Origin of the sequence: Colwellia sp. 75C3 (assembly GCF_002836255.1) — a bacterium.
GTDB lineage: Bacteria > Pseudomonadota > Gammaproteobacteria > Enterobacterales > Alteromonadaceae > Colwellia.
In genome coordinates, this window is the sequence record NZ_PJAU01000032.1 from 395,744 (window position 1) to 413,761 (window position 18,018).

The window sequence follows — 18,018 nt, forward strand, 5'->3', positions numbered from 1 at the left end:
AAAGTTTCTGTTAAGAGATTTACCGGTTTTTTATTGCCTGTCATTTTCATAATGCCATTGAATAACAGTCATCAGCTCCGTGCTTTTTCCGCTAACTTAGCTTAACTAGCTTCAAGGACATTGATTGGTAAGTTTTTACTTATTAATTTAATGAGCATAAAAACCGACACAAGTTGTCGGTTTTTTATTGCCTTTTTTTCAATGTTAAAATATTGTTACCACAAGCCGATTTAATCAATAACAAGAATAAAAGGATCTCATCCATGCAAGAACATGACAGCTCTCCCTTATCAGATTTCATTGAGTATCCCAAAAAAGAAATGCTTACCCGATCACAAGATTTTTATGATGTCGTAAAACGTCGTCATTCTGTACGTAGCTTTAGTAATAGAGCCGTTGATAAACAAGTTATTGAAAACTGTTTAAAAGCCGCAGGAACAGCACCCAGTGGTGCGAATCATCAGCCTTGGCATTTTGTTGCGGTTAACTCTGCCGATATAAAGAAACAAATTAGAGAGCAAGCTGAATTTCACGAACGAGGTTTTTATGAAGGTCGTGCAGGAGAAGAGTGGCTTGGTGCTTTAAAAGATTTAGGGACTGATGCTAACAAACCCTATTTAGAGCATGCACCTTGGTTGATCGCTATTTTTAGTCAAAAGAAAGGCGGTATTACTGAAGATGATAAAAATACTAATTATTACGTACATGAGTCAGTTGGTATTGCCACAGGAATATTGATTACCGCACTGCATAATGCTGGCTTGGTCACTTTAACGCATACACCAAAACCTATGTCTTTTTTAAACAAGGTTTGTCAACGTGGTGATAATGAGCGTGCTTATATGTTACTTATTGCCGGTTACCCGAGTAAAGATGCTACTGTTCCTGCACATGCGCAGGTGAAAAAGAGCTTAGCCGATATAGCTACTTTTCTATAAGAGAGAATAAGCACTTATAGAGTAATAGATAGCCTTAACTAGGCAAAATCTAATGCTATATCGGTGCAACCTTTTGCGCAGCGAATACCCGTAAGCTCACCTTGCTCTGGCGTATAAAGGGTTAATGGTTGCTTGCAAGTACTACACGGCACAGTTTTCCCTGACATAACTTGTTTAAGTAACTTTTGTTGCTTAAAGAATGATTCTTTACTTGCCTTTTGTAACGCGGCGAATTGTTTAATATCAATATTCATAATCTTTATTACTTACTAATAGGAGCTCACTAAAGTGAAGTCATTAATAATGAAGCCACACCTATAGAGTGTGACTTCATTTTTCATTCATCTTGCATTGGCATTAGCCAACAAAATAAACACCATCAAATTGACCTTTTAAAGGCGCAGCGCTTGACTCTAACAGCTCTTGGTAACTGCTAATATTTTCATAGCTCACCGGCATTTGTGGGTAAGCAGTAATTTCCCAGGGTAAATCGGCATGTGCTTCTGATGGAGTAAAAGACAGTTTTTGATTGTTTTCTAATAATAACTGACCGAACTTAAGCGCGAGTTCCTGTTCTGGAAATAATACTGAGAATTCAATTTCACGCTCATTTATTAAATCTTCCCCACTTTCTTGCATCTGCCAAAGGGTGTTGCCAATTTCATCATCCGGGTAAAGCGCTAAATCACGTGTCATAGTTACTCTCATTTATTTATATTTAATATTATTTAGGATTATTATCCTCATTTCGATATTTTAGCTTTGCTAAGTGAATAAACCTAGTAAAATAACGACAAAGTCCACGTTACTCATTTGAAATATGCCTGTAGATCAAACCTATTCAGACACGCAAGGTCAAAGCCCAACTCAAAGCCATGAAAAGTTTGAATGGCATATTATTATCACAGATAAAAATGTCTCTGAACAAGCAAACTGTACTGCCATTACCTTATTAGTCAGTTATGCTAATGAGCAAAATATTTCGTTGTCAAAAGCTGAATTAAAGCAAGCAATAAGCAAAGGTGCATTATGGTTAACGCCCGCTAAAAATAAGAAACAAACACAACGACTGCGTCGAGTAAAAAAACAGTTGTTAGTAGGTGATGAACTGCACTTTTATTTCAATAAAGCTGTACTCTCAGCACCTGTTCCACAAGCATTATTAATTGCCGATTTAATTGATTACAGTGTTTGGTACAAACCCTACGGTATGTTATCACAAGGCTCTAAATGGAGTGACCATTGCACCATCGCTCGTTTCGCTCAGCAAAACTTACCTAATGAACGTCCAGCTTTTATTGTGCATCGATTAGATAGAGCAGCGACGGGCTTAATTATTGTTGCCCACAGTAAAACAGCAGCAAGAGCCTTGTCCCATATGTTTGAATTTCATCAACTAGAAAAACATTATCACATCATTGTCCATGGCAATCATAATGAAAGGCCTCAGCCAGAAGTTATTGACTGTGACGTTGATGGAAAAAGTGCCCGTAGTACTTTTACTTGCTTGGCCTATGATAACGGTACAGATCGTTCGCTAATTAAAGTAAAGATAGACAGTGGCAGAAAGCATCAGATACGACTGCACGCGGCAAGTATTGGTATGCCTGTAGTTGGAGATAGATTACATGGTGTGGCAGATATAAATGAGCAGTGTAATTTGCAGTTGTGTGCGGTTAGTTTACGTTTTATTTGCCCACTGACAACTGAAGTTACGCCAGCAAGTGATAAGCCTGTCATTGAACAAGAACGTTTTTTTGAGTTACCAGAAACATTAAAGCCCCAGTTATCACTGAGGCTTTAAATTTATAGATAAGCTTATTTATAAACGCACTTTATAACCTACTTTATAAATTATTCATAAAGGAGAAAAGCGCGTAATTAAAAGGCTAAATACAGTAGTTAAAGTCACTATCTTCAAGTAGAGATAACTTATCGCCAACCAAATCTTTTGTTGCTACTGCTTTTAATAATTCAAAACCAACTTGACGTTGCTCTAGAGTCAGCGCTAAATAAGGTAAGCGGAAGTTATTAGGCACTGCATCTGTCATTATCAAAGCGGTGTTGATGGCAATAGGGTTAGGCTCACAAAATAGCCAGTTCATCAACCCCTGTAAACTATCATTCAACTTAGCTGTTTCTTCTAACTCACTTACCGAATAATCTTTATCCATTAATTTGCGCATTAAACCAGGGATAATATTAGAGGTAACAGAAATAACACCGTGAGACCCATGTGCGTGACGACCCACATAGCACCCCTCGTCATCACCTGACCAACAAGCAATACCTTGTTTTTCATAATAAGCAATGCGCTCATTACCTGAACATTCTTTCACGCCGATAAAGTTTTTATGGGTTGATAAAGGCTCAATCACTGCTGGTGTTAAATCTTGTCCCGTTCTACCTGGTACGTTATAGATAAAAGCAGGACCAATATCTAGCACGCGCTTAAAGTGCTCGCTAACACCTTTAAGTGATGTACGACCATAATAAGGGTTGATTTGTAGTGCTGCATCCATACCTATGGCAAAACCATTTTCGGTAGCTTTTATTGCTTCGCGCGTATTATTACTGCCCGTGTTACCCACAATAATGAGCTGTTCACCAAAATTATGTACACAATGAGCAATGAGCATTAAATGCTCTTCCCAGCTAAGTAAATGCCCTTCACCGGTAGTACCACCAACGACTATGCCGTCTACGCCAGCAGCAATTTGTTGTTTTATTAAGAAATCATACGTTTTTAAACAAACCTCTCCTTTTTCAGTATAAGGAGTTTTTACTGCGGTAATTAAACTTGCTGCTTTTAATCGCTTCATTAACTATCTCTAATTCTTTTATTTAACTTCAATAAGGAAAAACGGTAAATTCTTGTCGAACATTCTAACAATGACCGGGGGTATCAACAACCCGTCTCATGATATATTCTTCATTCGTTAGCCTATGTTGATAATGGAATTGTTGATGATCCAACGCTAACACCGTATATGCTTGATAGTTATCATCATTGTTTAAGTCTGCAGCATAGAGTTCATCATTAATAAGTTCATTTTTAGTGATAGTAAAATGAATATCACCCACTAGCCCCCAATCACCTAACTCGGTGATTTGTTCAATAATCTCCCCCTTTATGCCTAGGGTTATAAAGGTAAACTCAAAACTACCATCAATACTAAGTTCAGCGTATTCAATGGTTTCATTACCTTGTTCATCAATATCATTTCGAAACCAGCGGCCAAAAAGTAACGCTCGAGGGTAACTAGATTTACTCACCATTGTTTTTCCTTAAGTTTTGCCATGTGGAATGATAATTATAAGTTATGACTTATATCAAACCGATTAGTCATAAAAAAACCACAAACTTTATTAATAAGCTTGTGGTTATTTTAATGTAAAAACTGGCTATATGAAAAGATATTCTAGTTATCAGGACTTATCATTAGCTATTACTAGTAAACTCCCGTCATTTTCTATTCACTTTTCAACACATTTATACTGCCATTAACACTATCTAAATTAACTTGACTGCCGCCACTACCAATTTTTCCACGTAGGTTACGACCAAAAAAGCTATTCTTTTTAGATTCCAAATCAAAAGCAGTGTTAATATTCCCATGCATAGTATCTGCGGTAATATCAGCATTTATAGTTTCAGGAAGGTACAATTTAATACTACCATTCACGGTTTCAACTTCGATGTTATTAACATTAGTAGAATCTAGGTTATAGATAACATCGACACTACCATTAACAGAGCTTATAGCGCTATTACCACTTAACCCGCTCGCCTTGATCGATCCATTAACCACTTGTGCTTCAACTTTTCCGCTGATATCCCTAATAATCAAACTACCGTTAATAAGTTCGATATCAGATAGGTTGGAATCTGCAGGCAGCCATACTTGATAATCAACTTTAGCCGACTGCTTATTTTGGCGATAGCCATTTTCTTTATAATCAGTACTGACTGTTACTTTTTGTCCGTGCTGAGCCATATTAATGGTCATGTCATCACGAGACTCTTGCGTTTGGGCGCTAATATTTGCCAGCACTTTTATATTACTTTCCTGCCAACTATTAATGGTGACAGTGCCGTTAATGTTATTTAGGCTAAAATCACTTTGGCTTACTACCGCAAAAGATCGTTCTATTTCTTCATTAATTTGTGCTGATGCTTGCAAGCTAAGTAAATTAAATGATGTGAACACCACTAAACTTAACAGACTGTTTTTAATTACTTTACTCATTGGTTCTTCCCTATATTTTAATTATTGCTACCTTCACAAAAAAATTAGATGTAAGTTTAGGCAAAAAGGTTTAAATTTATCGACAATTAAAAAATTTTAGGAAAGTGAACGATGTCAGTTCCAAAAGTACAGTTGTTATTAACTGGTAATGAATTGATGACTGGAGATATTGTTGACAGTAATTCAGCCATGATGGCACAAGTATTAAAAGACATTGGTCTTGGTATTAATCGCAAGGTAACTGTCGCCGATGATTTAGCACTACTTGTCAGTGAAATAACGTATATGGCAAGTACAAGCGACATTCTAATTATTAATGGCGGCCTAGGACCAACGGTAGATGACTTAACTGCACAAGCGCTCGCTCTTGCCATAGGAAAAGAGTTAAGCCAACACTCACAAGCTCTTGATCATTTAACACGTTGGTGTCAACAACGAGGCGCAGAGTTAAATGCTCCCAATTTAAAGCAGACCGTATTACCAGAAGGTTGCCAAATAATAGAAAATAGAAGCGGTAGTGCTGTTGGCTTTTCAGTGCGATATCAAGATTGCGATATTTATTGTACTCCAGGTGTTCCTCATGAGCTAAAAACAATGCTTCGAGAACAAATCATACCAGCGATCTCTGAGGATTTACCGCTAGATGTGACCACAGACATTACACGCTTACAGGTATTTGGTCTTGGCGAGTCAAGTTTACAAAAAATAATTGATGAGCAACTATCCGAATGGCCTACAGAAATTGAATTAGGCTTTCGTGCAGGAATGCCGTTACTTGAAGTCAAATTAACCATTACAACTAAGCAAGGCTTAGCACTTAAATCCCTATGGAAAAAGAAGCTAACTAGAGTGCTTGGTGATCACTTAATCGCTGAAATTCAAGGAAAACCTAGGTCAATTGCAGATCACCTTTTAAACCAACTGCAGCAGCTTAACCTTAAAGTAACTACTGCGGAGTCATGTACCGGCGGCCTAATTGCTAGCAAGTTGACCGAAGTGAGTGGTTCATCGTTAAGTTTTGAAGCCGGTTTTGTCACCTACAGCAACGAAATGAAGACCGCAATGTTGGATGTACCCACTAGGCTTTTTGAACAATATGGGGCGGTAAGTGAAGCTGTCGTTATTGCGATGGCAAAAGGCTCACTACAAAAATCTAGCGCAGACCTGACCATTGCCGTTTCAGGGATTGCGGGACCTAATGGTGGCTGTGATAATAAACCAGTAGGTACCGTGTGGTTCGCTTGGGGTAGTATTGATAACATTCAAACTCAATGCTTATTATTACCTTACAAAAGAGTTCAATTTCAACAGTATGTCGCGGCAATAGGCATAGATTTACTTCGTCGTTATCAACAAAACTCAACGACGATACCGAACTATGTCCTAGAAAGAGCCTTTTTTGATCAGTAGAGTTAATAGAATAGATAAAACATTAACAAAATTATGAACTAGAATAAGAATATAAGCGGATAACCCGACGCTTAGTCATTGCTTAGTTTAGTAAATATTTATATATTAAGACTAATAAAAACTAGAAACGATAAATTTATATCAGGAGCTTATTTTGATAGAGAAAAATTTTATAACAAGTGGCCGTAATACGGTAATTCATAAAGTAAAAAAATTCGATTTACTTATAGTTAATGGTGATAAAGCCGTTGTTATTGTTAGCCATCGCGGCATAGGCGTATATAAAGGTGCTATTCCGGAAAAACGCTCCATTGCCAAAAAAGCTTACCAAGATATTGTCGATATTTCCTCTGCTGAATTATTTGGTGAAGAAAAGACATTATTGTTTGTGCAAGCCCTTGATGGAATAGAGTATAAAATAGATTACTCTAAAGAAGGCAGTAGTAGCTTTATCAAAATTCATCAAAATCATTATATGTAACAGAATATCTAGCTTACATACACATAATAATTATAAAAAAGAACAGCACCTTACCGTTACTTGGCTCAGCAGTACTTAACGGTTAGGGGGAGCCTTTGCAATGACCAAAGCCAGTTTAGTCTGTAATAATAAAAATAATATTGATTTAGTCTTAGAGCCGATCAAAGGTGGTGAGACTATCTCAGCCTTGAGCATTCAAGAGCTAATTGACGCTTCAGAATTTATAAAACTTCGTATTAATAATGGTAATGTTAAAAATGCTGTCGCCGAGTTAAATGACGTTTTAAAACCTCTGCAAGAGAATAATACCGGTAGAACTATTCGCTACCAAGTGCTTGAACGCGTGGATGCGACAATTAATATAACAATAGAATCAGACGAAATGGGTGCTAATGCCGAAATTACTAGCGCTCAAGGGGGTAAACACCTATCTGCAAAAGCTATATTAACCGCAGCACAAGAAGCAGGCGTAAAAAAAGGTTTTAGTAAAGAGCATTTGATTCAGCTAGCACAACTTGCTGCAAGAGAAGCCCCTAATAGTCCCGTTGATATGCAAATTGCTTCAGGAAAAATAGCGGTTAATGGTAAAGATGCTTTAATAAAACCTTTAGTAGAAAGCGCACAAACAAGGATATTACAGCCTAAAAAATGCGAAGATGGAAGTGTCGACATGCGTGATTTAGGCGATATCATCTGTGTCAAAGTTGGCGATCCGCTCGCAAAAAAAGTGCCTTTAACGCAAGGTGTACAAGGTTACACTGTTACTGCTACTCCCCTATCTCCAGAACCCGGTAATGATATTGAACTCGTCGCTGGTGAAGGAACCAATATAAGTCCCAAAAATACTAACATCCTGGTTTCTGAGAAAGTTGGCTTACCTAAACTCATTAATAACGGTATGGAAGTTGATGAAATTTATAAGATTAAAGATGTCACGGTCTCTACAGGTAATATCAATTTTACTGGCAGTGTTATTATTGAAGGCGATGTTACTGAAGGTATGAGAGTAACTGCTTCAGGTGATATTACTGTTGGTGGTTTTGTTGAGTCCGCAACCCTTGATGCTGGTGGCGACATCACAATTTCAGGTGGTATTATTGGCCGAAAACATGATATTGAAAAAACACATATTACCGACATAACCATGAGTGTGAATATCAGTGCAAAAGGTAGTATTTATGCAAAATATAGTCAATACGCTCAAATCACTTGTGGTAAAGATGTCCTTATTGAAAACCAATTACTGCATAGTATTTTAGATATAAATGGCCGACTGTGGATAGGAAAAAGTGAGCAAGCGAACGGAAAACTCATTGGAGGATACACAAAAGCAGGCACTTCTGTTCATGCGGGTATGATAGGCGCAACAGCAGGTAGTAATACAATAATTAACTTTGAACATAAAATACTCAAATATAAAGATGAAATCCTCCAAATTGAAGACCTACTCAAAGTAGAGTCTGATAAAACCAACGAATTAAAAACGGCCATCAATAAATTAAAAAAATTACCAAAAGAAAAAGCAAAACCTGAGTTATTAGCCAAAATAGTACCAACCTACCAATACCATGCTAATGAGATGGGTAAAATACTCAATGAGAAAGAAGTGCTTGAAAGTGATCTACAAAACTATATGACAAGTGTTTACATTGAAGCAACTGAGAAGCTCTACCAAGGTGTTGAGTTAATTGTCGGTGACTTCAACGATAGAACTCGACGTGAGTATGGTCCGAGTAGAATGATCTACAAAGAGCGAAAAGTACTGATTGATGCGATAGTGAACACATAAATACTATGGCTTTAGCTAAAAAATCACGACTAAAATATAGCGTTTCGGCGCTGCTACTTATACCTTTCTCACAACAAGTATATGCTCAACAATGCTCTATCAACCTTAATTACGGGGTCATTATTGACCCTAAACACATCCGAATTGTGGATAAAGGTAAGACTAAAGTACAAATAAATAATACCAAGCAACTTTTTATTCGAGGCAGAGAAATCTCCTTATCTAGTGAGCAACAGCAACTACTATCTAGCTTTAGTGGTGGTATTCGCCGACAAGTACCTGAAATAGTATCTATTGCTATAGAGGGTGTTGATATTGGGTTAAAAGCGGTTAACCAAGTGGTCGCCAGCTTAACCGGTGAAAATAGTGCTTCACAACAAAAAGTACAAGCCAAATTTGATGAGCTGAAGTGGCGGATACGCGCACGCTTTAATCAAAGTGCTAATAATTATTATATTGCCCCACAAGACTTAAATGACTTTGATGAAATGTTTACCGGCGAATTTGAACAAGAAATTGAAACCATTATCTCAACCTCTATCGGCACAATATTAGAGGCGGTTGGACAATCAATTCTAGCTGAGGATAACAGTCATGAATATGGTGGTGAAACACGTATAACCACTTTTGATAAACGTCTAACAACACTTAGTAAAGGTTTGGAATTAGAAGTAGCACAAAGAGCGAAGGCATTAGATAAGAAAGCAGCTATTTTTTGTCAAGAACTGACCCATTTAGATGCGCTTGAAGCAGAGCTTCATCTGGCCATACCGGCATTAAATGATTATAACCTTATCGAAACCTCTAACTAGTCATCCCCTCCAGACTTACACGTTGTAGCTAAGTTAGCTATTACAGATCAATTTATTTGACCGCTATAAATAAAAAAGCCAAGGTATTCATCAGAATACCTTGGCTTTTTAAATACAACATTAAATAAGTGAATTAGCGCATATTACATATTCGGGTAGTTTGGTCCACCCGTGCCTTCTGGGGTTACCCAAGTAATGTTTTGACTAGGATCTTTTATGTCACAAGTTTTACAATGAATACAATTTTGCGCATTAATGACAAACTTATCGCCCTCTTCAGTTTTTTCAACCTCATACACGCCAGCAGGGCAATAAAGCTGTGCAGGTTCATTGTATTTAGTTAAATTCACTTTAATTGGAATATCAGCGTCTTTAAGTTTTAAATGGCAAGGCTGCTCTTCTTCATGGTTAGTATTTGACAAAAATACTGAAGAGAGTTTATCAAAGCTTAATTTATTGTCAGGCTTGCTGTAATTAATGACCGGCATCTCAGCAGCTGGCTTTAATTGAGCATAGTCTAAACTGTCATCTTTAAAGTTAAACGGTAATTTACCAGCAAAGAAGTTTTGATCAAGTGTGTTATAAGCGCCACCTAACATGGTGCCAAACTTATGCATTGCCGGGCCAAAATTACGGGTATTGTATAACTCTTCATATAACCAAGAGTCTTTATAAAGTTGCGTGAATTGGGTTAAATCTTGCTTACCCTCTTCAGCAATAGCTTCACCACCGATTAATGCTTGGGCGATAGCTTCAGCAGCAATCATGCCCGATTTCATGGCTGTGTGATTACCTTTAATCTTGGCAAAGTTAATCGTACCCGCGTCACAACCAACGAGTAAGGCACCTGGCATAGTCATTTTAGGTAAAGAATTAAAACCACCTTTAGCCATAGCACGTGCGCCATACGAAACACGTTTTCCACCTTCTAGGTACTGACTAATTTTAGGATGATGCTTATAACGTTGAAATTCATCAAAAGGGCTCAAATGCGGGTTGCTATAACTTAGATCGACAATGAGTCCAACAAACACTTGGTTGTTTTCCGCATGATAAAGATAACCACCACCGTTAGTGTTTTTATCTAATGGCCAACCTGCGGTATGTACCACTAAACCTTCTTGATGTTTTGCTGGATCAATATCCCAGATTTCTTTAAAACCTAAACCGTAATGTTGTGGAGAACTTTTCTCATCCAACTTGAATTTTTCAATTAACTCTTTGCCTAAATGACCTCGACAACCTTCAGCAAAAACGGTGTATTTAGCACGTAATTCCATACCTGGCATAAAACCGTCTTTTTCTTTGCCTTGTGCATCCAGCCCCATATCGCCAGTAATGACACCACCGACACTGCCGTCATCATTATAAATAACACTTTGTGCTGGGAAGCCGGGGAAAATCTCTACACCTAGCTGTTCAGCTTGTTCAGCTAACCAACGACAAACATTACCCATACTAACGATATAATTACCGTCATTGTGCATAGTTTTTGGTACTGCGAAGTTAGGTAGTTTGATACCTGAATTTTCACTATTCAACAGGTAAATATCATCACTGGTGACCTGAGTGGTTAACGGCGCTTTACGCTCTTGCCAATCTGGAAATAATTCATTTAAAGACCTTGGTTCAAACACAGCACCGGAAAGGATATGGGCGCCAACTTCAGATCCCTTCTCAACAACACAGACCATTAACTCTTGCTGTTTCTCTTGTGCTAATTGCATTAAACGACAAGCCGTTGATAGACCTGCAGGCCCTGCTCCAACAATGACTACGTCAAATTCCATCGATTCGCGTTCCATAAGATCTCCCAGTGTGATTATATTTATATTTTAATTTATATTTTAACAGTCTATACTAAATTTCAAACATGCGTTTGATATTCAAACAAGTGTTTGATAGTATCCTACAACAGATGTCCAAGCAATACACTGTTATAAGCATTTATTTAGATTGTATCTTAGTTTAAAAGTTTTCACCAAGATTACGTTGACGTTTACGTAAAGCACAGGTATCTTTTAGCTATTATTGTAAATTAACAAACCTTTTCAGAGGCTACGATGAAAGTACTAGTTCCGATAAAACGAGTTATTGACTATAACGTCAAAGTTCGAGTAAAACCTGATCATTCAGATGTAGATCTTGCCAATACAAAAATGGCGATAAACCCTTTTTGTGAAATTGCCGTTGAAGAAGCTGTTCGTTTAAAAGAAGCAGGTATCGCAACAGAGATAATTGCAATTTCTATTGGTAACAAGTCTTGCCAAGAGCAATTACGTACCGCATTAGCGTTAGGTGCAGATCGCGCCATACAAATTGAAACTGATGAAAGTTTAGACGCACTAAATATAGCGAAATTATTACAGAAAGTTGTTGATGAAGAACAACCGCAATTGGTTATTTTAGGCAAACAGTCTATTGACAGTGACAATAACCAAACAGGTCAAATGCTCGCTGCATTAACAGGCATGCCACAAGGCACTTTTGCTTCAGTTGTAAAAATTGAAGGCGAAAAAGTTAATGTTACCCGTGAAGTAGACGGTGGCTTACAAACTGTAGCACTTAATCTACCAGCTATTGTGACCACTGATTTACGCTTAAATGAACCTCGTTACGCTTCATTACCTAATATTATGAAAGCTAAACGTAAACCATTAGTAGTAAGACCGGCGGCAGATTTTGGCATTGATTTAACAGCTCGTACTAAATTATTAAAAGTAACGCCACCTGCAGAGCGCCAAGCTGGAATAGTGGTAGAAAGTATTGATGAATTAGTTGAAAAATTAAAGAATGAAGCCAAGGTGATCTCATGAGTATTTTAGTAATTGCTGAACACGACAACAGCTCGTTAAAAGCTGAGACACTAAAAACAGTAGGCGCCGCGCAAAAAATTGGTGGTGACATAACATTATTAGTGACAGGTTTTAATTGTCAAAATGTTGTTGATGCTGCATCAAAAGTAAATGGCGTAAGCAAAGTACTAGTCGCTGACAATGCTGTTTATGAACATCAACTTGCTGAAAATGTTAGTTTATTAGTGACTGAATTAGCCGCTGACTATGAACATATTTTAGCTACAGCCTTAACTACTGGCAAAAACTTTATGCCTAGAGTTGCTGCTTTATTAGATGTTGCGCAAATTTCTGACATTATTGACGTTGAAAGTAGTGATACGTTTGTTCGTCCTATCTATGCCGGTAACGCTATTGCAACGGTACAAAGTTTAGATAGCAAAAAAGTTATCACTGTACGTACCACAGGCTTTGATGCCGTTGCTACAGATGGCAATGCTGAAATTGTTAATTTAGATACAGTAAAAGATGCTGGTATCTCAAGTCATGTAAGTGATGAGTTAACGGTATCTGCACGTCCTGATTTAGGCGCTGCAAGCGTCGTGATTTCTGGTGGTCGTGGCATGCAAAATGGCGATAACTTTAAATTACTAGACGGTATTGCTGACAAACTTGGTGCTGCTATTGGCGCATCTCGTGCTGCTGTTGATGCTGGTTTCGTTCCTAACGACATGCAAGTTGGCCAAACAGGTAAAATTGTTGCCCCTGACTTATATATCGCCGTAGGTATTAGTGGTGCAATTCAGCATTTAGCAGGTATGAAAGATTCAAAAGTTATCGTTGCTATCAATAAAGACCCTGAAGCGCCAATATTCCAAGTCGCTGATTACGGTATTGTGGCTGACTTATTTGATGCGTTACCAGAGTTAGAAAGCAAGCTCTAGTTTAGCTCAGACAGTAAACAATACTTCGTGTGGTATTAAGCACAAAGTATTGTTGGTATAATAAAACCACGCTTATGAAAATAAGACGTGGTTTTATTTTATCTAAAATTTGAGTAACGAGTTTAGCTAATAGTGATAGTTAAACTGACAGTTAAGAGTATTGAGTGATATATGAAAAATAGTTTTTCTAGTTTAAGTGATTTAGCCAGTGCTTTTGGTAAAGCCCCTATTGAGCGTGATAACTCAGCGCCAGTAAGTGATGACTCACTCGTTTATTCCACCGACAGTGGTCGCATTAGCCAGAAAAAAGAGAAAAATGTAACAGCAAGTGATGGTTTTGCTCGAGTTCGACGTGAAACTAAAGGTCGAAAGGGTAAAGGTGTTATTGTTATTAGTGGCTTAGGACTCGATAATAAAGCATTAAAAGAGTTAGCTAAAAAGCTTAAAAAAACCTGCGGCAGCGGTGGATCAGTTGTTGATGAAACCATTGAGGTTCAAGGTGACAAGCGAGACGTAATACAACAGGTATTAGAAAAGGCAGGCTTTAAAGTTAAGTTTACCGGCGGTTAACTCATCCATCGACCGCAGTGTATTAAATATATAGCGAGCTGCACAGCTCACTATATAAGTTAGCCATAAACTAAATCAGGTAACTTTTTCTACCTGATAAAGCATGAGATAACGTATTACCATCAACATACTCTAATTCGCCCCCTACAGGGACACCGTGAGCAATTCTAGAGATATTAACTTGATGCTGCTGAGCAAGCTCGGCAATAAAGTGTGCTGTTGCCTCCCCTTCCACTGTAGGGTTAGTTGCTAAAATAACCTCACTAAACTGACCTGTAGCAAATTGCCTAGCTAAAATATCTAATCCCAAATCATCCGGACCTATGCCATCTATGGGAGATAAATGCCCCATCAAAACAAAGTAACGACCGGAAAACTCTCCCGTTTGCTCAATAGCAATAACATCACCTGGCGATTCCACGATACATAAAGTAGTCGCGATCTTACGTTTGGGCGATTGACAAATCTCACATAAAGCTTCTTCGGTAAAATTACGACATTGTTGACAGTGACCAATATCAGTCATCGCTTTTGCTAAGGTATGGGCGAGTTTACTACCACCACGACGATTACGTTCAAGCAGTTGAAATGCCATACGTTGCGCCGACTTTGCGCCAACACCTGGTAAACATTTTAGTGAATCAATTAACTCTTGTACAAGTGGACTAAATTTCATAAACAATAGCTACGTTTCAATATATAAGGGTAATTTTAATCAAGTTAACCGCTAAATAGTAGTGCTTATTAAAAACATTTATTCTCAGTCAAATTACGCTTGTAAAAAGTGCTCTAGATGCTGTTTAAGAAGGCGTCTCATAAAGTATTTCTGGAGGTGTTTAAGGTAAAGATACTCAGCACTGTATTTCAAATAATGCTTGCTGCATGAGTATCTTTTCAACGGTAGAGTTAATCGCTAACATCATTAGCGAACTCAGATTTACTTTTGGTAGTTAAAACTTGCCTTAAGTTTGATTTGATCAAGCGAGGTGCCAAGCAATACTTCAAAGTCACCATCTTCAGCAAGCCAATCATTGGTTTTAACATCCCAAAAAGATAAATCACGTTTGTTAAGTGAAATGCTGACTTCTTTACTTTCACCTGCTGCTAAAAAGACTTTAGCAAAACCTTTCAGTTCTTTTACTGGTCTATCAACACTAGACTCAACATCATGTAGATATAATTGCACCACTTCAGCGCCAGCAACTTTACCGGTATTCTTAACCATTACTGTCACGGTAATGGTTTCATCCGCTGTGATACTTGATGCTGATAAAGAAATATCAGTTAAAGCAAAGTGGGTATAAGAAAGACCATGACCAAAAGCAAAAGTAGGTTTAATATTTTGTTGTTCAAACCAACGATAACCGATGAATACGCCTTCAGTGTATAAGCTTTCAGTAGCGTTATAATCATTTAACGCTATCGGCGCGGTATCTTCAAGACGAACTGGTAAAGTAATGGGCATTTTACCACTTGGGTTAACATCGCCCGTTAAAATATCAGCAAAAGCATGACCAGCTTCCATACCGCCATACCAACCCCAAACAATAGCATTAGCTTGCTCTGCCCAAGGCATTTCAACAGCTGAGCCAGCAACGAGGAATACTACCGTTTTCTCATTAGCTGCAATCAACTTACTAATAATTTCATCTTGTGAGTTAGGTAGCTTCATATCAGGTCTATCAATTGATTCTCTATCATCACCATGACTCAAACCGCCAAAATAGATAACCGCATCGGCTTCTTTAGCTGCAGCAATATACTCGGCTTCACTAGCAAATAGCTCGCCCGGCGCATTCCAACCTAAAATAAAATGTTGATTACCATCATATTGAATTTCAAAAGAGTAAGACTCACCCGCCTTTAATTCGATACCATGGGTTAACTCAGCGGTACTTACTTGCTCAGCACTAGCTTGGTGAGTAATGACGGTGTCATTATTAATTTTTAATTGAAAATCACCTAAGGTCTCAACATTTAATTGATGCAAGCCCGTAGTTAACGGCTTGATCTTTGCCGTCATAGTGATGTGCTGAGTGATACTCGTGTCTTTCGCTTTAAACTTGGAATCAACTATCCAAGCTTTATCCGTTATATTTTCACGGGGCGATTTTTTAAAGTAGGATACATTCCAAGCAGGAGTACCGGTCCAATGACGACTCTCAACATAATCACTGGCAATAGCAGCTAATTCACTACTGCGAGTTCTCATTACAGTAATATTAACATCTTCACCAAATTTTGATTTTAAGCCTTGTAATGGCGTCACTTCATATAAAGATTTTACTTCTGAAGAGCCACCACCCGTGCCATGTGTTTTATCGGCATTAGGACCAAGCACCAGTATATTTTTCAGTTGTTTTTTATCAAATGGCAAAACAGCTTTGGTGCCGACGGTATCATTTTTCAATAACACTACGCCTTCAGTAGCAATTTTACGTGCAGCCGCTTGATGTGCTTTGGTATTTCTAGCGCCTGGAAAACGATTATCATCATACATACCAATGCTGTGCTGTACTCTTAAAATACGTCTAGCTTTTTCATCGGCTACAGATTCTGGTATCTTTCCCGCTTGGATCATCTCTAAAAAAGGTTTTGCCAAAAAATAGTCTTGATAATCATCAACATTGGTACCCATTTCTAAGTCCAAGCCATTCACTGCGGCATCATAGGTATTAATATCAACATGCCAATCAGTAAGGAGCACACCTTGATAACCCCACTCTCCTTTTAGTATATCCATAACTAAATGCATACTTTGATTCGCATTAGTACCAAAATACTCATTGTATGAACCCATCATACCAAGCACGCCTCCTTCTTTAACAGCCGCTTCAAAGGCTGGTAAATAGACTTCTCTTAATGTGCGTTCATCTGGCTTGGCATTGACACCCGTTCGGTTTAATTCTTGCGTGTTTAACGCATAATGTTTAACCGTTGCAGCAACATCATTGGCTTGAATTGCTTTAATCTGCGGCACCACTAATTTTGCCGCCAAAATAGGGTCTTCGCCCATATATTCAAAGTTACGGCCATACAAAGGTAGGCGTGCTAAATTAACACCTGGACCTAAGATAAAGTCTTTTTTCCTGTCACGTGCTTCAGCACCCAACACCTGACCGTGCAAACGAGCCATCTCAAGGTCCCAACTAGCGGCAACTGAAGTAAGATGAGGTAAATAAGTCGAATGATCATCGGTCCATCCAGCCGATGCCCACGTATGACGCTCTATTTGATGGCGTACACCATGCGGGCCATCAGACAACCACATTTCAGGAATGCCAACGCGTTCAATGGCATTAACATGGAACTTACCACTGGCATGTGCCAAAGAGACTTTTTCAGCTAAGGTCATTTTTGCAAGTAACGTTTCGACATCTTGCTCTACTGTCTTGAGACGATCTTCTGATTGCGTAACTACTTGCTTGACACCCTTACTGGCAGGAGTAGTTTTATTGTCATTAACACAAGCACCAAGACCGGTACTTAAGGCCAAAACAGTGGAAACTATTAATGTACTTTTTAGTTTAGTATTCATAAGCATTACTTTCATTAACTAACCTTTTAACTTCATATTTTGGGATTAACGACAAAATGTAAGCGCTTTCATTTTGTCGTTATAACATAATATTTACTGATGTCTTTAGCAAGTAAATATTCTTGTTGATAACATTTATTTACTTGGCTGAATACTCAGATAAGTACTCATCTATGGCTATGTCTTGCAGTACTTAGCAATAAAGTTTTTTGGCATTGGCATAGTGATTTTTGATTTTTGAATGACTAAGTGATGTGTTGCACTCTGCGTTCCACTTCATCTTCAAGAAAAACATCAACTAACGGATGATAACCACTCGGGATTAACCCTTGACCATGCATTACCGCTAACCAAGAGGTTTCAGTAAAGAGTTTATTGTCTTGACGAAAAATTCGCCCGTTAGCTGATATACGTCCATTTTGGCTTGTAAGCTATCTGAGACTTTCATATTTTGGCAATAACGCCAGAACTCTGAATTATTTTACAAAAAG

18 protein-coding genes are annotated in these 18,018 nt (G+C 38.1%); 9 read left to right on the forward strand and 9 right to left on the reverse strand.

What is annotated here, in order from left to right; all coding sequences use genetic code 11:
• Positions 1-263: 263 nt before the first annotated feature.
• The gene (locus tag CXF85_RS03610) at positions 264-938 is read left to right on the forward strand and encodes a nitroreductase family protein (RefSeq protein ID WP_101227140.1); all 675 of its coding nucleotides are present in this window, start codon (positions 264-266) and stop codon (positions 936-938) included.
• 38 nt (positions 939-976) lie between these two features.
• On the opposite strand, the gene CXF85_RS03615 is transcribed toward CXF85_RS03610, so the two are convergent.
• Positions 977-1,192 (reverse strand): hypothetical protein, encoded by a 216-nt coding sequence (locus CXF85_RS03615; RefSeq protein ID WP_101227141.1) that lies wholly within the window; start codon positions 1,190-1,192, stop codon positions 977-979.
• Between the two features lie 103 nt (positions 1,193-1,295).
• Complete coding sequence (locus CXF85_RS03620) at positions 1,296-1,634, reverse strand: ribonuclease E inhibitor RraB (RefSeq protein WP_101227142.1); 339 nt, start codon at positions 1,632-1,634, stop codon at positions 1,296-1,298.
• 124 nt (positions 1,635-1,758) lie between these two features.
• Here CXF85_RS03620 and CXF85_RS03625 point away from each other — a divergent pair, with 124 nt between their 5' ends.
• Positions 1,759-2,742, forward strand: a complete 984-nt coding sequence (locus tag CXF85_RS03625; protein ID WP_101227143.1) for a pseudouridine synthase family protein — start codon at positions 1,759-1,761, stop codon at positions 2,740-2,742.
• 85 nt (positions 2,743-2,827) lie between these two features.
• On the opposite strand, the gene dapA is transcribed toward CXF85_RS03625, so the two are convergent.
• The 3 genes from dapA to CXF85_RS03640 form a co-directional block, all read right to left on the reverse strand.
• The gene (gene dapA / locus CXF85_RS03630) at positions 2,828-3,760 is read right to left on the reverse strand and encodes a 4-hydroxy-tetrahydrodipicolinate synthase (RefSeq protein ID WP_101227144.1); all 933 of its coding nucleotides are present in this window, start codon (positions 3,758-3,760) and stop codon (positions 2,828-2,830) included.
• 64 nt (positions 3,761-3,824) lie between these two features.
• Positions 3,825-4,217 (reverse strand): hypothetical protein, encoded by a 393-nt coding sequence (locus CXF85_RS03635; RefSeq protein WP_101227145.1) that lies wholly within the window; start codon positions 4,215-4,217, stop codon positions 3,825-3,827.
• Positions 4,218-4,411: 194 nt separating this feature from the next.
• Positions 4,412-5,188 carry a DUF4097 family beta strand repeat-containing protein gene (locus CXF85_RS03640; protein ID WP_101227146.1) on the reverse strand — a complete coding sequence of 259 codons (777 nt, stop codon included), beginning with the start codon at positions 5,186-5,188 and terminating at the stop codon, positions 4,412-4,414.
• 111 nt (positions 5,189-5,299) lie between these two features.
• Here CXF85_RS03640 and CXF85_RS03645 point away from each other — a divergent pair, with 111 nt between their 5' ends.
• The 4 genes from CXF85_RS03645 (at position 5,300) to CXF85_RS03660 (ending at position 9,680) form a co-directional block, all read left to right on the forward strand.
• Positions 5,300-6,598, forward strand: coding sequence for a CinA family nicotinamide mononucleotide deamidase-related protein (locus CXF85_RS03645; protein ID WP_101227147.1), 1,299 nt, complete (start codon positions 5,300-5,302; stop codon positions 6,596-6,598).
• 154 nt (positions 6,599-6,752) lie between these two features.
• A complete protein-coding gene (locus CXF85_RS03650) occupies positions 6,753-7,079 on the forward strand; it encodes a hypothetical protein (RefSeq protein ID WP_101227148.1) in 327 nt (108 codons plus the stop codon).
• Positions 7,080-7,179: 100 nt separating this feature from the next.
• Positions 7,180-8,868 (forward strand): DUF342 domain-containing protein, encoded by a 1,689-nt coding sequence (locus tag CXF85_RS03655; RefSeq protein ID WP_101227149.1) that lies wholly within the window; start codon positions 7,180-7,182, stop codon positions 8,866-8,868.
• Positions 8,869-8,873: 5 nt separating this feature from the next.
• On the forward strand, positions 8,874-9,680 hold the full coding sequence (locus CXF85_RS03660) for a YggN family protein (RefSeq protein ID WP_101227150.1): 807 nt from the start codon (positions 8,874-8,876) through the stop codon (positions 9,678-9,680).
• A 143-nt stretch (positions 9,681-9,823) separates the two neighbouring features.
• Here the strand turns inward: CXF85_RS03660 and CXF85_RS03665 are convergent, their stop codons facing one another.
• A complete protein-coding gene (locus CXF85_RS03665) occupies positions 9,824-11,485 on the reverse strand; it encodes an electron transfer flavoprotein-ubiquinone oxidoreductase (protein WP_101227151.1) in 1,662 nt (553 codons plus the stop codon).
• Between the two features lie 258 nt (positions 11,486-11,743).
• Here CXF85_RS03665 and CXF85_RS03670 point away from each other — a divergent pair, with 258 nt between their 5' ends.
• From CXF85_RS03670 to CXF85_RS03680, 3 genes are all read left to right on the forward strand, one after another.
• Entirely contained in the window at positions 11,744-12,496 is a 753-nt protein-coding gene (locus tag CXF85_RS03670) for an electron transfer flavoprotein subunit beta/FixA family protein (protein WP_101227152.1), read from the forward strand.
• Positions 12,493-13,419: an electron transfer flavoprotein subunit alpha/FixB family protein gene (locus CXF85_RS03675; protein WP_101227153.1), complete on the forward strand. Its 927-nt coding sequence runs from the start codon at positions 12,493-12,495 to the stop codon at positions 13,417-13,419. The genes CXF85_RS03670 and CXF85_RS03675 overlap by 4 nt, the downstream gene beginning before the upstream one ends.
• Positions 13,420-13,590: 171 nt before the next feature.
• Positions 13,591-13,989 (forward strand): stress response translation initiation inhibitor YciH, encoded by a 399-nt coding sequence (locus CXF85_RS03680; RefSeq protein WP_101227154.1) that lies wholly within the window; start codon positions 13,591-13,593, stop codon positions 13,987-13,989.
• A gap of 70 nt (positions 13,990-14,059) precedes the next feature.
• Here the strand turns inward: CXF85_RS03680 and recR are convergent, their stop codons facing one another.
• The 3 genes from recR to CXF85_RS23390 form a co-directional block, all read right to left on the reverse strand.
• Complete coding sequence (gene recR / locus CXF85_RS03685; RefSeq protein ID WP_101227155.1) at positions 14,060-14,665, reverse strand: recombination mediator RecR; 606 nt, start codon at positions 14,663-14,665, stop codon at positions 14,060-14,062.
• Between the two features lie 261 nt (positions 14,666-14,926).
• Entirely contained in the window at positions 14,927-17,527 is a 2,601-nt protein-coding gene (locus tag CXF85_RS03690) for a glycoside hydrolase family 3 C-terminal domain-containing protein (protein WP_198555477.1), read from the reverse strand.
• Positions 17,528-17,772: 245 nt separating this feature from the next.
• Positions 17,773-17,937 carry a tryptophan 7-halogenase gene (locus CXF85_RS23390; protein WP_157829019.1) on the reverse strand — a complete coding sequence of 55 codons (165 nt, stop codon included), beginning with the start codon at positions 17,935-17,937 and terminating at the stop codon, positions 17,773-17,775.
• Positions 17,938-18,018: the final 81 nt, after the last annotated feature.

Coding starts and splice junctions, on each gene's coding strand:
- CXF85_RS03625 (WP_101227143.1), top strand. CDS start 1,759: ATGCCTGTAGATCAAACCTATTCAGACACGCAAGGTCAAAGCCCAACT.
- CXF85_RS03615 (WP_101227141.1), bottom strand. CDS start 1,192: ATGAATATTGATATTAAACAATTCGCCGCGTTACAAAAGGCAAGTAAA.
- recR (WP_101227155.1), bottom strand. CDS start 14,665: ATGAAATTTAGTCCACTTGTACAAGAGTTAATTGATTCACTAAAATGT.
- CXF85_RS03640 (WP_101227146.1), bottom strand. CDS start 5,188: ATGAGTAAAGTAATTAAAAACAGTCTGTTAAGTTTAGTGGTGTTCACA.
- CXF85_RS03690 (WP_198555477.1), bottom strand. CDS start 17,527: ATGAATACTAAACTAAAAAGTACATTAATAGTTTCCACTGTTTTGGCC.
- CXF85_RS03620 (WP_101227142.1), bottom strand. CDS start 1,634: ATGACACGTGATTTAGCGCTTTACCCGGATGATGAAATTGGCAACACC.
- CXF85_RS03665 (WP_101227151.1), bottom strand. CDS start 11,485: ATGGAACGCGAATCGATGGAATTTGACGTAGTCATTGTTGGAGCAGGG.
- CXF85_RS03675 (WP_101227153.1), top strand. CDS start 12,493: ATGAGTATTTTAGTAATTGCTGAACACGACAACAGCTCGTTAAAAGCT.
- CXF85_RS03670 (WP_101227152.1), top strand. CDS start 11,744: ATGAAAGTACTAGTTCCGATAAAACGAGTTATTGACTATAACGTCAAA.
- CXF85_RS03660 (WP_101227150.1), top strand. CDS start 8,874: ATGGCTTTAGCTAAAAAATCACGACTAAAATATAGCGTTTCGGCGCTG.
- CXF85_RS03610 (WP_101227140.1), top strand. CDS start 264: ATGCAAGAACATGACAGCTCTCCCTTATCAGATTTCATTGAGTATCCC.
- CXF85_RS03655 (WP_101227149.1), top strand. CDS start 7,180: ATGACCAAAGCCAGTTTAGTCTGTAATAATAAAAATAATATTGATTTA.
- CXF85_RS03645 (WP_101227147.1), top strand. CDS start 5,300: ATGTCAGTTCCAAAAGTACAGTTGTTATTAACTGGTAATGAATTGATG.
- CXF85_RS03635 (WP_101227145.1), bottom strand. CDS start 4,217: ATGGTGAGTAAATCTAGTTACCCTCGAGCGTTACTTTTTGGCCGCTGG.
- dapA (WP_101227144.1), bottom strand. CDS start 3,760: ATGAAGCGATTAAAAGCAGCAAGTTTAATTACCGCAGTAAAAACTCCT.
- CXF85_RS03680 (WP_101227154.1), top strand. CDS start 13,591: ATGAAAAATAGTTTTTCTAGTTTAAGTGATTTAGCCAGTGCTTTTGGT.